The following is a 14,549-nucleotide window of genomic DNA, read 5'->3' on the forward strand; positions in this document are numbered from 1 at the left end:
AAATGAACATTTATGTTCGAATTCAAATACAGAAAATCAAAAAAGCCCGAGGCCTTAGCCGATGCCCACTTCCACCTTGCCTACGCCCCCTCTTGCCGAGGTCTACGATATTGCCGTCATCGGTGGCGGCATCAATGGCGTGGGGATCGCAGCGGACGCCGCCGGCCGTGGCCTCTCGGTGTTCCTTTGCGAAAAGGATGACTTGGCCAGCCACACATCATCAGCCAGCAGCAAGCTGATCCATGGTGGCCTGCGCTATCTCGAACATTACGAATTCCGCCTGGTGCGCGAAGCCTTGGCCGAGCGCGAAGTCTTGCTGGCCAAGGCGCCCCACATCGTCAAGCAAATGCGCTTCGTGTTGCCGCACCGTCCGCATCTGCGTCCAGCCTGGATGATCCGCGCGGGTCTGTTTCTGTATGACAATCTGGGCAAACGCGAACAACTCCAAGGCTCGAAAAGCCTGAAGTTCGGTGCGGACAGCGCACTGAAAAGCGAAATCACCAAAGGCTTTGAATATTCCGACTGCTGGGTCGACGATGCGCGCCTCGTGGTGCTGAACGCCATGGCCGCCCGGGAAAAAGGCGCCCACGTCCATACTCAAACCCGTTGTGTCAGCGCTCACCGCACCAAAGGCTTGTGGCATTTGCACCTGGAGCGCGCCGACGGCAGCCTGTTTTCGATTCGCGCCAAAGCATTGGTGAACGCGGCCGGCCCTTGGGTCGCCAAGTTCATCCGTGATGACCTGAAGATGGAGTCGCCGTACGGTATCCGTCTGATCCAGGGCAGCCACCTGATCGTGCCGAAGCTGTACGAAGGTGAACATGCGCACATTCTGCAAAACGAAGATCAGCGCATCGTCTTCACCATTCCGTATTTGAACCACTTCACCCTGATCGGCACCACCGACCGCGAATACACCGGCGATCCGGCTGCGGTTGCGATCACCGAAGGCGAAACCGATTATTTGTTGAAGGTGGTCAACGCCCACTTCAAAAAACAGATCAGTCGTGACGACATCCTGCACAGCTATTCCGGTGTGCGTCCGCTGTGCAACGACGAATCGGACAACCCGTCGGCCGTGACCCGCGATTACACCCTCGCCTTGTCAGGCTCCGGCGAAGAAGCCCCGCTGCTGTCCGTGTTCGGCGGCAAGCTGACCACCTACCGCAAACTGGCCGAGTCGGCGCTGGCGCAACTGGCGCCTTACTTCTCTCACATCAAACCGAGCTGGACCGCCAACGCTCCCCTGCCGGGCGGCGAAGACATGACGACCCCGCAGGCGCTGAGCTCGAAAATCCGCGACAGGTTTGACTGGGTCCCGACCGAAATCTCGCGCCGCTGGGCCACCACCTACGGCACTCGAACCTGGCGCATGCTCGAAGGCGTGCAGAATCTGAGCGACCTGGGCGAACACATCGGCGGCGGTCTCTACACCCGCGAAGTCGATTACCTGTGCAGCGACGAATGGGCCACCACCGCCCACGACATCCTGTGGCGCCGTAGCAAGCTCGGCTTGTTCACCACACCGGCGGAACAGGACAAGCTCAAGGATTACCTCAACAAGGTCGAGCAGAACCGCAGCAAGATCGAAGCGGCCTGATCAATACCGCTCAAACGAAAGCCCCTGGATCTCACGATTCAGGGGCTTTTTTTGTAGCGGCGCGTTCAGTCCCGCAAATCTGACTCATGAATCGGCTGATCACGATGAGTCGCCCGTTGATATTGCGCCGGCCAGATGGCCTTGCGTCCCCCGAGATCGTCGTCAGCGTGCAGCGGCCAGTACGGGTCGCGCAACAGCTCGCGAGCCAGGAAAATGATGTCCGCCTGACAGGTGCGCAGAATGTGTTCGGCCTGTGCCGGTTCGGTAATCATGCCTACGGTGCCGGTGGCAATGTCGGCTTCTTTGCGGACACGTTCAGCGAAGCGCGTCTGGTAGCCAGGCCCGGTCGGAATTTCCGCGTTAACCGCCGTACCACCCGACGACACATCGATCAGGTCTACGCCAAGGGCTTTGAGACGTCGCGCCAGCTCGACGGTCTCATCCGGGTTCCAGCCATCTTCCACCCAGTCCGTGGCCGAGACCCGGACAAACAGCGGCAATTCTTCAGGCCACACCGCGCGCACGGCTTCAGTGACCTGCAACACCAGGCGAATGCGGTTTTCAAAGGAACCGCCCCATTGGTCGCGTCGCTGATTACTCAGCGGCGAGAGAAATTGATGCAGCAGGTAACCATGGGCCGCATGCACTTCCACCACCTTGAAACCGGCGGTCAGCGCTCGTTTGGCGGCATCGACGAAAGCCTGAATCACATCGGCGATTTCATCATCGTCGAGCTGTTTGGGTTGAGTGTGCTGCGGATCGAAGGCAATCGGTGACGGACCGACCGGCAACCAGCCACCGTCGTCAGGCTTGACGCTGCCATGCTTGCCGAGCCACGGCCGCCAAGTGCTGGCCTTGCGGCCGGCATGGGCCAACTGGATGCCCGCGATGCCGCCCTGAGCGGCAATGAAGCGGGTGATGCGTTGCAGGGGTTCGATCTGTTCATCGTTCCACAGACCAAGGTCTTGCGCGGTGATCCGCCCGTCGGCCGTGACCGCCGTGGCTTCGGTAAACACCAGCCCAGCCCCGCCGATGGCGCGGCTGCCGAGGTGGACCAGATGCCAATCATTGGCCAGACCATCGACGCTCGAGTACTGGCACATTGGCGACACCGCAATGCGGTTGAGCAGGGTCAATTGGCGCAGGGTATAGGGTTCAAGCAGCAGACTCATGGGGCACCTCTCGAATCAGTGGTCAGGCTCCAGGGTTCTGTTTGAAAAGTCGACGAGTGACAGGAAAAAGGTACAGCACCCGCCCCCGCGGGCATAAAAATCGACAAGACGTCACAAGGATAATCAAGCAGTGCTTAGAGCCTAGTCGACATCGGGGGATGAGGGAGGGTTCAAGAATGAAACACGGACAATCTGCACACAACACATACCCTGTGGCGAGGGAGCTTGCTCCCTCGCCACAAAAGCTATCGCGGTTCGATATGGGCAATCATCAACTGAACGGTTTCATTGCCCCGGAACTCGTTCACATCGAGCTTGTAGGCCAACTCCACCCACTTGATGGTCGGGTTCGGCCAGACGTCCCGATCGATACCGAATGCGATGCCATCGAGTTTCACCGAGCCACATTCGCTTCGCAGCACGACCTTGAGGTGCCGCTCACCGACGACACGCTGCTCGACCAACTGAAACACCCCGTGAAACAGCGGCTCCGGAAAGTGCTGTCCCCAAGGGCCGGCATGGCGCAACGCGCGGGCCAGTTCCAGGTGAAACTCCTCGACCGCCAGGGTGCCGTCCGACAGCAGGCGCCCGGTCAGATCCTCTTCGCGCAGTTGCCGACGAACCTCGGCATCAAACGCTTCGGCAAACAGCGGAAAATTCGCTTCCGGCAACGTCAGGCCAGCCGCCATCGCATGACCGCCGTACTTGGTGATCAGGTTCGGATGCTGCGCCGCCACCACGCTCAACGCGTCGCGGATATGAAAGCCTTGGACCGAACGACCCGAGCCCTTGAGCAGTCCATCGCCGGCATCGGCAAAGGCGATGGTCGGACGGAAGTAACGCTCTTTCATACGCGACGCGAGAATGCCGATGACGCCCTGGTGCCATTCGGGGTCGAACAGGCACAAACCGAATGGCATCGACTCTACTGGCAGGTCCTTGAGCTGAGCCAGCGCTTCACGCTGCATGCCCTGTTCGATGGATTTGCGGTCCTGGTTCATGCCGTCCAGTTGCGCAGCCATTTCACGGGCGAGGCCGGCGTCTTCGGTCAGCAGGCATTCGATGCCCAGGCTCATGTCGTCCAGACGCCCTGCCGCGTTCAGGCGCGGGCCGACAATAAAGCCAAGGTCGGTAGAGGTAATGCGCGCAGGGTCACGCTTGGCCACGTCCAGGATCGCCTTGACCCCCGGTCGGGCACGGCCGGCACGAATACGCTCGAGGCCCTGATGCACCAGAATCCGGTTGTTGGCATCCAGCGGAACCACATCGGCTACGCTGCCCAGCGCCACCAGATCGAGCAACTCTCCGATGTTCGGTTGCGGCTTGTCCGCATACCAGCCGAGCCCGCGCAACCGCGCGCGCAGAGCCATCAGGACATAGAAAATCACCCCGACGCCAGCAAGGGCCTTGCTCGGAAACTCGCAGCCGGGCTGGTTCGGATTGACGATGGCATCGGCCAACGGTAGCTCATCGCCGGGCAAGTGGTGATCGGTGACCAGCACGTTCAGCCCAGCTTTCTTCGCCGCCGCCACGCCTTCGACACTGGAGATGCCATTGTCCACGGTGATCAGCAATTGTGGCTGACGCTCCAGCGCCACCGCGACGATTTCCGGCGTCAGGCCGTAACCGTAGTCGAATCGATTGGGCACCAGGTAATCGACATGTGCCGCACCCAGCAAGCGCAGCCCCAACGTGCCGACGGTACTGGCCGTTGCGCCATCGGCGTCAAAGTCGCCGACGATCAGGATCCGCTGACGCTGCTCGAGGGCGACCACCAGCAAATCCACGGCTGCCTCGATGCCCTTGAGCTTCTGGAACGGAATCAACCGTGCCAGGCTCTTGTCCAGTTCGGCTTCGGATTGCACCCCCCGCGCCGCATACAGGCGGGTCAGCAAAGGTGGAATATCACCGAGGAAGGGCAAGGTGTCGGGCAGCAGGCGAGGTTCAATGCGCATGGGGTGACGGGAGCTTCTCTAGATTACGTAGGATAAATCGGGGATGGCGCAGCTTCAGCCGCGCTCGCCCAACAACCAGGTCAGTTGGACTTCGTGTTGACCGCGATCGTCGGTCACGAAAATCGTCCCTTCGCTGATCATTACGTCCCACTTGATGACGCGGGGCATGTCTTTGGCCAGGGTTTCCAGCACTTCCTGAGGCACGGCCGCAATGTTCACGTTCTTCAGGTTTTTCACCGCTGGCACCACTTTGCCTTCCCAGACACGCAGGCTGCCGTAAGCCAGCAGGCTGGTGCGCTCGGTGCGACGCGAGCACCAGGTCAGACGTTCGGCATCCGGCTGGCCGACTTCGATCCAGTGCAGGACGCGGTCATCCAGACTTTTTTCCCACAAGGCTGGTTCGTCCACTTCTGACAGACCACGGCCAAAGGACAGTTGTTCGTTGTACCAGAGGGCGTAAGCCAGCAGGCGCACGGTCATGCGCTCTTCGGTTTCCGAAGGGTGACGGGCGATGGTTTGCTTGACGCTCTCGTAGACACTGCGGTCGAGGTCGGTGAGGTTCAGTTCAAACTTGTAGGTCGTGGACGGCTGGGCCATGAACGGGCTTCTAGATACGGGGAAAGGCGGCAAGTCTAACCGATGCAGGCATCAATCAACGAATAGAAGACGATCTACCTCGGGCGCCTGACGGTCGGCTATGTTAAAACGCTGTATTCGCTCAACCCTTGCCCTACAGGTTCCCGTATGTCGTTGACCGCCAAACCGCTTTCAGGCCTGAAAGTCATTGAATTGGGCACGTTGATTGCCGGCCCCTTTGCTTCGCGCATTTGCGCCGAATTCGGTGCCGATGTGGTCAAGGTCGAATCCCCGGATGGCGGCGATCCGTTGCGCAAATGGCGCAAGTTGTATGAGGGCACGTCGCTGTGGTGGTTTGTGCAGGCGCGCAATAAAAAGTCCTTGACCCTGAACCTCAAGCATCCCGACGGCCTGGCGATTCTGAAAAAGCTGCTGAGCGAAGCGGACATCCTGATCGAGAACTTCCGACCCGGCGTCCTGGAAAAGCTCGGCCTGGGCTGGGAGGTCTTGCACGCGTTGAATCCGAAGCTGGTGATGGTGCGCCTGTCGGGTTTCGGCCAGACCGGCCCGATGAAAGATCAGCCGGGATTTGGCGCGGTCGGTGAGTCCATGGGCGGCTTACGCTACATCACCGGCTTCGAAGATCGCCCACCGGTGCGCACCGGCATCTCCATCGGCGACTCGATTGCCGCACTGTGGGGCGTGATCGGCGCGCTGATGGCTTTGCGGCACCGCGAGGTCAACGGCGGGCAGGGCCAGGTGGTGGATGTCGCGCTGTACGAAGCGATCTTCGCCATGATGGAAAGCATGGTCCCGGAGTTCGACGTGTTCGGTTTCATTCGCGAACGTACCGGCAACATCATGCCCGGCATCACGCCCTCCTCGATCCATACCAGCGCCGACGGCAAGCATGTACAGATCGGCGCCAACGGCGACGCGATCTTCAAGCGCTTCATGCTGGTCATTGGTCGCGAAGACCTGGCCAACGATCCATTGCTGGCCAGCAACGATGGGCGTGACAGCCGCCGTGACGAGCTTTACGGCGTCATCGATCGTTGGGTCAACTCGTTGCCGCTGGACCGGGTCATTGAACTGCTGAACCAGGCCGACGTACCAGCCAGCCGGATCTTCAGTGCGCAAGACATGTTCAGCGATCCACAGTACCTCGCCCGGGAAATGTTCCTGCAGGCCAAACTGCCGGATGGCAAAGATTTCAAGATGCCGGGAATTGTGCCGAAACTCTCTGAGACACCCGGTGATTGTGAATGGGTCGGGCCGCAACTGGGCGAACACAACGCTCAGGTACTCCAGGAACTTGGCTATGACGCGTCGCAGATCACACAACTGCGCAAAGACGGAGCCATCTGAGCTGAAGCGTCTGGTTGCGCACTTCATCAAGCACTGCCTGTGGCGCAACGGACGAGCGTTGCGCGCTACGGCGGGCGTGCTTCTGATCATCGCTATGGCACCCTCGGCGTGGGCGCAATCCAAGGAGTCGCTGATCTGGCTCAAGCGCGATCTGCCACCGCTGTTCATTTTCGACGGACCGAAAAAGGGTCTGGGGATCATCGATCAACTGTTGACCAAACTGATCGCCGGCATGCCGCAGTACCAACACAGCGTGATGAAGGTCAATCGCGCGCGCGGCTTGCAGATGCTTCATGAGCCCTCTCTGACCTGTGACGCAGCGTTGAACTGGAGCAAGGAACGCGAAAGCCGGATCGCGTTTTCCGTTCCCGTGTTCCGTGCCATGAGCAATGGCCTGGCCGTGCGCCGGGTTGATCGCGAAGTGGTGGTGCCGTTCCTCAAGGAAGGCGAAGTGGATCTGGCCGCCCTGCTGGCCACTGGCGCTGTAACGCTGGGGATTATCGCCGAACGCAACTATGGCGAGTACCTGGATGCCATGCTCAGGCAGGCCCCACCCAAGGCCCTGACGCTGCATTACGGCAATGACGCACTGGGCAGTCTCCTGCAAATGCAACGCCTAGGACGCCTGCGGTTGCTGCTGGGTTATCGCCCGGAAATCCGCTATCAGGCTCAGCAGCAAGGGATCGCCGAGGATGAACTGCAGTTCTACCCGATTCTCGGCACAGGCAAGTACTTGTCCGGGTACATCGGTTGCACCAATACCCCTCAGGGTCGACAGGTCATTACCGAGATCAACCAACTGTTGCACACCCTGCCTCGTGACTACCTGAGCGAGGCCTACGCGGCCTGGCTCGACCCGGAAAGTCGCAGCGAATATCTGGAAGCCTCGCGAAAATTTTTCGAGCAACAGACCGGGCGCTGACAAATTCCAGACAAAAGAAACCCCGAGAAGTGGGGAGACGACTCGGGGTTAAACGCAGTCTACATAAAGACCGGTAGCAGCAAGCTACAAGCACCGGAGCACAATGCTTGATCCTGCTGTTAGTGGGTCTGACAGACCTTGTTGCAGGAAGGTTCCCACAAAAGACAATTCAATTTCGACTGGCCAACAGCTTGTCCTGAGCGGCATTGCGTAATGCCGCGATCACACAAGGCTCCAGGCGCCCTTCCGCAATCAGCACATCGCGATGCAAACCGTCGACCACATCGGTCAACAATCGCTTGTCACTCAACTGCGCCTGATTGAATTTTCGATCGACCACCACTTCGCCGCTCGCGTTCTTCAATGTCACACGGCATTCGCCATGAATGCCTGCCGGTGTCAATGTCACCTGATACGGGCTCAGAGCCTCACCGAGCAAGAGACTGATACTTTCCATCTCGATCACCACTCAATAGTCCGAAAACAAAGTGCCTGGGGCGTGTCTACAGTAAATGACCGCCGGCCCGAGAAGAAAGTTCTGAATACCGAGTGCACGTAAATATTCGTCTCTGGTCGATAGAGCATGCACGGCAAAGATGACAGAGAAAAAACTGTTCTGTCACGTCTGTCGGGGCCGCCGTTCGATTTCAGTCCATCCGCCCTGCAAACCCCGCAATTGACCATCCGCACCGTAAAACGGCACAGTCCACTGATAGATGTCGCTGAGGCCATGTTTGAACATCAATTGCCGCTCGCGGAAGCGTGGCTTGCGTGTCTGCAGTTGAACCATGAACTCGGCATGCAAAAGCTCGGCGGTCTCTCGGGGCAAGACTTCCAGCTCGATCAACCGCTGTCCGCGCATCTGATCAAAACGGGTCGACAGGCTTTCCTCATAGCTTTTGTTGCACATGATCAAACGCCCTTGCCGATCACAAACAAACACCGGGTCGGGCATGGCGTCCATCAATGCATGCTGGAATGCCAGCTGATCGCGAAGTCCCTTCTCGGCGCTCAAACGCTGCTCGATCACAATGGCCAATCGACGATTCCAGACCAGCGATAGCAGTGCAAACACGCTGACGATCAACAGCCCCACGCAAACCTGCCTGGTGGTCCCCTCCCAGATTGAGGATGTGCTTGTCGGCGCAACGGCATAGAACCATTTGTGTCGCAGCGCGCGCAGTTCAACGGACGGAAACGCCTCCAGTGCTTTACTAAGGATGCTCAACAGCTGTGGCTGCCCTTTGTGCACAGCCAGGTAATCCGCATCCCATTTGCCTTCCAGTGCCTCACCGACCTTGAGCCGCCCCGACGGATAGAGCCGCGCTCCGATGTCATTGTCGAGGGTCGCATACGCTTCGCCGCTCTCAACCAGTGCCCGGGCTTCAGCGTGGGTTTTTACCGAACGCACTTCGATAGAAGGGTAATCACGACGAATCAAGGCTTCCAGCGCATGTCGCGTCGGCAACACCAGCACCTTTTTTGCCAGTTGCTCCAGCGATTGCACGTCAGGAGCCTCTGCGTGCCCGACAAACACCCAGCCAGCGCCACCAAAGGCAGGACTGAAATCCAGAAAGGCCCTGCGCTCGTCGTTCATGGACAGCATCGTGCTCATGTCGGCTGCGCCACTTTCCAGACGATCGAGTAACTGTTCGGTGGAAAATGTCTCGTCGTAGACGAACCGCAACCCTGTCATGGCGCTGATGCGTTCCAGCACATCGTTATGAAAACCGCTCCATTGGCCGCGCTCGTCCTTGAATAGATATAAAGGGTACTGTGTCGACGCGACGACGACGTGTGAATGCCCAGCCAGCCATTCGCGCTCCTGCGCATCAAGCTCGATCAGCGGCTCCGGCACCGCCGTCGCATCAGCCGCATAAGCGACCAGTTGCGCCGCCACAGCGCCTTGGGCCAGCCCCAGAAGGGCCAGCCAAAATATCCAGCCAACCGCCGGCTTCATCACTGCTAAATACTGCATTGCCACATCCTTGTGCTCGGCTCGCTGGTCCTCGATAAAGGCATTTCCCGGCCAGTGTGGCATGCAAAAACAAGAAAGCCCGTCAGGAGACGGGCTTTCTTGTGTGTCAGGTTTTGCCCGTTACAAAGGCTTACCACGGTTGCCATGCTGGCTGACAAAGGCCTGCACGGCTTTCAGGTCGTTCGGCAACACGGTGCAACGCTCGTCTCTCTCAAACAAATCAGAAAGATGTACAGGGAGTTCCAGCGCTTTTCCTACACCGGCTTTCTCCACCGCGTCCGGGAATTTGACCGGATGTGCCGTGCCGAGGATCACCATCGGGATATCCAGGCTGCGTCGGCATTCGCGCGCGGCCTTGACGCCGATCGCGGTATGCGGATCCAGCACCTCGCCGGTCTGCTCGTAGACTTCGGCGATGGTTTCGCAGGTTTGTGCGTCGTCCACGGCCAGCGAGTCGAACAGTTTACGGGCTTCGGTCCAGCGCTCTTGCTCGACGCTGAAACCACCACCTTGCTTGAAGCTGTCCATCAGCCCGGCAATCGCTGCACCGTTGCGACCATGCAGGTCGAACAGCAAGCGCTCGAAGTTCGACGAGACCATGATGTCCATCGACGGCGACAGCGTAGCGTGCAGGGTTTCCTTGACGTACTGGTTGCCGCTCATGAAGCGGTGCAGGATGTCGTTGCGGTTGGTGGCGACGATCAACTGATTGATCGGAAGGCCCATGTTGCGCGCCAGGTAACCGGCGAAGATGTCGCCGAAGTTGCCGGTCGGCACCGAGAAAGAAACCGAACGCGCCGGGCCGCCCAATTGCAGGGCGGCGTGGAAGTAGTAAACGATCTGGGCCATGATCCGCGCCCAGTTGATCGAGTTCACCGCCACCAGGCGCGTACCCTTGAGGAAGCCCTGGTCGGCGAAGCTCGCCTTGACCATTTCCTGGCAGTCATCGAAGTTGCCTTCAATGGCGATGTTGTGGATGTTCTCACCGAAGATGGTAGTCATCTGCCGACGCTGCACTTCGGACACCCGGTTGTGCGGATGCAGGATGAAGATGTCGACGTTTTCGCAGTGCTTGCAACCTTCGATGGCCGCCGAACCGGTATCACCCGAGGTGGCACCGACGATCACCACGCGCTCGCCGCGCTTCTCCAGCACGTAATCGAGCAGGCGACCCAGCAGTTGCAGGGCGAAGTCCTTGAACGCCAGGGTCGGGCCGTGGAACAGCTCCAGCACCCATTCGTTGCCGTTCAGCTGACGCAGCGGCGCAACGGCGCTGTGGGCGAACACACCGTAGGTTTCTTCAAGGATCTTTTTGAAATCGGCATCGGGAATGCTGCCGGTCACGAACGGGCGCATGACCCGGAAAGCCAGCTCGTGATAGGGCAGGCCAGCCCAGGAGGCGATTTCTTCCTGGGTGAAACGTGGCAGGTTTTCCGGGACGTACAGACCGCCGTCGGTGGCAAGACCTGCCAGCAGGACGTCTTCGAAATTCAGGGCCGGTGCCTGGCCGCGGGTACTGATGTAACGCATGACTGACTCCAATGGACAGTGTTCGTAGTGCCGGGCCCGCAGGCGAACCCGGTCAACGATAACGGCTTAGTTCAGGTGCTCGACACGGATCCGTACAACCGGACCGACCACACCCGCCAAGGCTTCCAAAGCTGCGATGGCGTCGTTGATGCGCTGCTCCACCACGCGGTGGGTCAGCAGGATCATCGGCACCAGGCCGTCGTGCTCTTCGACTTCCTTTTGCATGATCGATTCGATGTTGATGCCGCGCTCCGACAGGATGCTCGCCACCTGGGCCAATACGCCCGGATGGTCCTTGGCCTGAATGCGCAAGTAGTAAGAGCTTTCGCAGGCTTCGATCGGCAGGATCGGGTGTGCGGACAACGAATCCGGCTGGAAGGCCAGGTGCGGTACGCGGTTTTCCGGGTCGGAGGTCATGGCGCGAACCACGTCCACCAGGTCAGCGATCACCGACGAAGCGGTCGGCTCCATGCCGGCACCGGCGCCGTAGAACAGGGTCGAACCGGCAGCATCGCCGTTGACCATGACCGCGTTCATCACGCCGTTGACGTTGGCGATCAGGCGATCGGACGGGATCAGCGTCGGATGCACACGCAACTCGATACCGGAAGCCGTGCTGCGCGCCACGCCCAGGTGCTTGATGCGGTAACCCAGCGCTTCGGCGTAATTGACGTCGGCGGTGGTCAGTTTGGTGATGCCTTCGGTGTAAGCCTTGTCGAATTGCAGCGGAATACCGAATGCAATGGACGCCAGGATCGTCAGCTTGTGCGCCGCGTCGATGCCTTCAACGTCAAAGGTCGGGTCGGCTTCGGCATAACCCAGGGCTTGCGCTTCAGCCAACACGTCTTCGAAGGTCCGGCCTTTCTCGCGCATTTCGGTGAGGATGAAGTTGCCGGTGCCGTTGATGATGCCGGCCACCCAGTTGATGCGGTTGGCGGACAGACCTTCACGGATTGCCTTGATGACTGGAATGCCACCCGCCACAGCCGCTTCGAACGCAACAATCACGCCCTTCTCGCGAGCCTTGGCGAAAATTTCATTACCGTGAACGGCGATGAGCGCCTTGTTCGCGGTGACCACATGCTTGCCATTCTCGATGGCCTTGAGTACCAGCTCGCGGGCAACGGTGTAGCCGCCTACCAGCTCTATTACGATGTCGATCTCAGGGTTCGTGGCCACTTCGAAGACATCGTTGGTAATCGCAATACCGGTCGTTTGGAACTGAGGCTTTGGCGTGCGCATGGCAATTTGTGCCACTTCGATCCCACGCCCGGCACGACGAGCAATTTCCTCGGCGTTACGCTGAAGTACGTTGAAGGTACCGCCACCGACGGTCCCTAACCCACAGATGCCTACTTTGACCGGTTTCACTGTGAACTCCCCATAAAACGGCCGACTCAAGGCCGGCCGTGAAAACAGCCGCATGCTCGCGGCTCTCTATTAATGGCCCGGCGATGCTGCTGCCGGACCATGCTCGTCAAAGGCTGGCCGTGACGATGTGAAATTTACTTCGCATTCAGCGCCAGTTTGGCGACTTGTGGCGCAGGCTGGTAGCCCGGAATGAGCTGACCGTCAGCCAAAACGATGGCCGGTGTACCGTTCACGCCAATCGACTGGCCGAGGGCGAACTGCTTGGAAACCGGGTTATCGCACTTGGCGGCCTTGATTTCCTTGCCATCGACCATTTTGTCCATGGCCGCTTTCTTGTCTTTGGAGCACCACACCGCCTGCAGTTGCTCGTCACCCGGCGAGCCCAGGCCCTGGCGCGGGAACGCCACGTAACGCACTTCGATACCGCGCTTGTTCAGCTCCGGAATTTCGGCGTGCAGCTTGTGGCAGTACGGGCACGTGGTGTCGGTGAACACCGTGATGTGCGACTTGGTTTCGCCAACGGCCGGGTAAACCACGGTTTCAGCGACCGGAATGTCATTGACCAGTTTGGAGATGCCCAGGCGTTCGGTCTTCTCGGTCAGGTTGACCGGTTTGCCGTCCTTGAGCTGAAACATGTAACCCTGAACGACATACTGGCCGTCGGCGCTGGCATACAGCACGCGGCTGCCCTTGAGTTTGACTTCATAAAGGCCCGGCAGGGGGCTGGCGGTAATGGTTTCTACCGGGACTTCGAGCTGGAGGTTTTCCAGGCTTTTACGAATGGCTTTGTCGGCCGCGTCATCGGCGACGGCAAAGGTGCTGACCAACGCAATGGCTGCGGCGGCGAAAATCTGGGTCAGACGCATGAGAACTCCTGAAGGCGGACAAATGGGACGATCAGAACGCCCGTGCCGAAACACCGGGTCTTAACCGCCCATCGTGCAAACCGGCAAAGCCTACCACATAAGGTTCGCGTGGCCGAATGCGCCTGTCGCAAGACGTTCAGGACAAGATCATTCCCTGTGGGAGCGAGCCTGCTCGCGAATGCGCAGTGTCAGCTAAATGGAAGCTGGCTGACACTCCCTCTTCGCGAGCAGGCTCACTCCCACAGGTGTTTTGTTTAGCCGCGGGGGTGGTGTTTGGCGTGCAGGTCCTGCAAGCGTGCGCGGGCGACGTGGGTATAGATCTGGGTCGTCGACAAGTCGCTGTGGCCGAGCAGCATTTGCACCACCCGCAGATCCGCGCCGTGGTTGAGCAAGTGCGTGGCAAACGCGTGGCGCAGGGTGTGCGGCGACAGCGACTTGCCGATCCCCGCGACTTTGGCCTGATGCTTGATCCGGTGCCAGAACGTCTGACGGGTCATCTGCTCGCCGCGCAGGCTGGGAAACAACACATCACTGGGACGACCTCCGAGCAGTTCGCCACGGCCATCGCGCAGGTAGCGCTCGACCCAGACAATCGCCTCCTCGCCCATTGGCACCAGCCGTTCCTTGCTGCCCTTGCCCATCACTCGCAGCACACCCTGGCGCAGGTTGACTTGCTCCAGCGTCAGGCTGACCAGCTCAGTCACCCGCAATCCGCAGGCGTAGAGCACTTCGAGCATGGCGCGATCGCGCTGACCGATGGCTTCGCTCAAATCGGGAGCCTTCAGCAGTGCTTCCACATCGGCTTCCGACAAGGATTTGGGCAACGGCCGCCCGAGCTGAGGCATATCGATTCGCAATGTCGGGTCGACTGCGATCAATTTTTCCCGCAGCAAATAACGATAGAAGCCACGCACACCGGAGAGAAATCGCGCGGTGGATCGAGGCTTGTAGTTTTGCTCCAGGCGCCAGGCGAGGTGGTCGAGGATCAACTCGCGTCCGGCATTGACCAATTCCAGCCCTTTCTCTTGTAACCAGCCATTGAACAGTGCGAGGTCACTGCGATAGGCCCCACGGGTGTTATCGGAAAGGCCTTTCTCCAGCCACAGGGCATCAAGGAATTGGTCTATTAATGGGTGATCGATGGCAGGCATGGGCACTCAAGTCACGCAGCCCCGGGGCGGCGCACAAAATTAAAAAACGGACAGGGAAAC

Annotated in this window: 12 protein-coding genes; 3 read left to right on the forward strand and 9 right to left on the reverse strand. The window is 59.4% G+C overall.

Annotated elements, in window-relative coordinates; genetic code table 11:
• Window positions 1-61 precede the first annotated feature (61 nt).
• Window positions 62-1,600, forward strand: coding sequence for a glycerol-3-phosphate dehydrogenase (gene glpD, locus BVK86_RS05935; RefSeq protein WP_075945546.1), 1,539 nt, complete (start codon window positions 62-64; stop codon window positions 1,598-1,600).
• Window positions 1,601-1,665: 65 nt separating this feature from the next.
• On the opposite strand, the gene BVK86_RS05940 is transcribed toward glpD, so the two are convergent.
• The 3 genes from BVK86_RS05940 to BVK86_RS05950 all read right to left on the reverse strand — a co-directional run bounded on the left by BVK86_RS05940 (window position 1,666) and on the right by BVK86_RS05950 (window position 5,324).
• Complete coding sequence (locus BVK86_RS05940; protein ID WP_075945547.1) at window positions 1,666-2,772, reverse strand: NADH:flavin oxidoreductase/NADH oxidase; 1,107 nt, start codon at window positions 2,770-2,772, stop codon at window positions 1,666-1,668.
• A gap of 245 nt (window positions 2,773-3,017) precedes the next feature.
• The gene (gene recJ / locus BVK86_RS05945; protein WP_075945548.1) at window positions 3,018-4,727 is read right to left on the reverse strand and encodes a single-stranded-DNA-specific exonuclease RecJ; all 1,710 of its coding nucleotides are present in this window, start codon (window positions 4,725-4,727) and stop codon (window positions 3,018-3,020) included.
• Between the two features lie 54 nt (window positions 4,728-4,781).
• Window positions 4,782-5,324, reverse strand: a complete 543-nt coding sequence (locus tag BVK86_RS05950) for a YaeQ family protein (protein WP_056853617.1) — start codon at window positions 5,322-5,324, stop codon at window positions 4,782-4,784.
• 147 nt (window positions 5,325-5,471) lie between these two features.
• On the opposite strand from BVK86_RS05950, the gene BVK86_RS05955 reads away from it, so the two are divergent.
• Complete coding sequence (locus BVK86_RS05955) at window positions 5,472-6,671, forward strand: CaiB/BaiF CoA transferase family protein (RefSeq protein WP_075945549.1); 1,200 nt, start codon at window positions 5,472-5,474, stop codon at window positions 6,669-6,671.
• Window positions 6,625-7,593, forward strand: coding sequence for a TIGR02285 family protein (locus BVK86_RS05960; protein WP_075945550.1), 969 nt, complete (start codon window positions 6,625-6,627; stop codon window positions 7,591-7,593). The genes BVK86_RS05955 and BVK86_RS05960 overlap by 47 nt, the downstream gene beginning before the upstream one ends.
• Window positions 7,594-7,762: 169 nt before the next feature.
• Here the strand turns inward: BVK86_RS05960 and BVK86_RS05965 are convergent, their stop codons facing one another.
• The 6 genes from BVK86_RS05965 to xerD all read right to left on the reverse strand — a co-directional run bounded on the left by BVK86_RS05965 (window position 7,763) and on the right by xerD (window position 14,489).
• On the reverse strand, window positions 7,763-8,050 hold the full coding sequence (locus BVK86_RS05965; protein WP_075945551.1) for a DUF3509 domain-containing protein: 288 nt from the start codon (window positions 8,048-8,050) through the stop codon (window positions 7,763-7,765).
• A gap of 162 nt (window positions 8,051-8,212) precedes the next feature.
• Window positions 8,213-9,571, reverse strand: coding sequence for a transporter substrate-binding domain-containing protein (locus BVK86_RS05970; protein WP_075945552.1), 1,359 nt, complete (start codon window positions 9,569-9,571; stop codon window positions 8,213-8,215).
• A gap of 120 nt (window positions 9,572-9,691) precedes the next feature.
• Entirely contained in the window at window positions 9,692-11,101 is a 1,410-nt protein-coding gene (gene thrC / locus BVK86_RS05975) for a threonine synthase (RefSeq protein ID WP_075945553.1), read from the reverse strand.
• 66 nt (window positions 11,102-11,167) lie between these two features.
• A complete protein-coding gene (locus BVK86_RS05980) occupies window positions 11,168-12,472 on the reverse strand; it encodes a homoserine dehydrogenase (protein ID WP_075945727.1) in 1,305 nt (434 codons plus the stop codon).
• Window positions 12,473-12,606: 134 nt separating this feature from the next.
• Window positions 12,607-13,338, reverse strand: a complete 732-nt coding sequence (gene dsbC / locus BVK86_RS05985) for a bifunctional protein-disulfide isomerase/oxidoreductase DsbC (protein WP_075945554.1) — start codon at window positions 13,336-13,338, stop codon at window positions 12,607-12,609.
• Window positions 13,339-13,592: 254 nt separating this feature from the next.
• Entirely contained in the window at window positions 13,593-14,489 is an 897-nt protein-coding gene (gene xerD, locus BVK86_RS05990) for a site-specific tyrosine recombinase XerD (RefSeq protein WP_075945555.1), read from the reverse strand.
• Window positions 14,490-14,549 lie beyond the last annotated feature (60 nt).

The sequence above is a fragment of the Pseudomonas reinekei genome, from assembly GCF_001945365.1.
Taxonomy (GTDB): domain Bacteria; phylum Pseudomonadota; class Gammaproteobacteria; order Pseudomonadales; family Pseudomonadaceae; genus Aquipseudomonas; species Aquipseudomonas reinekei.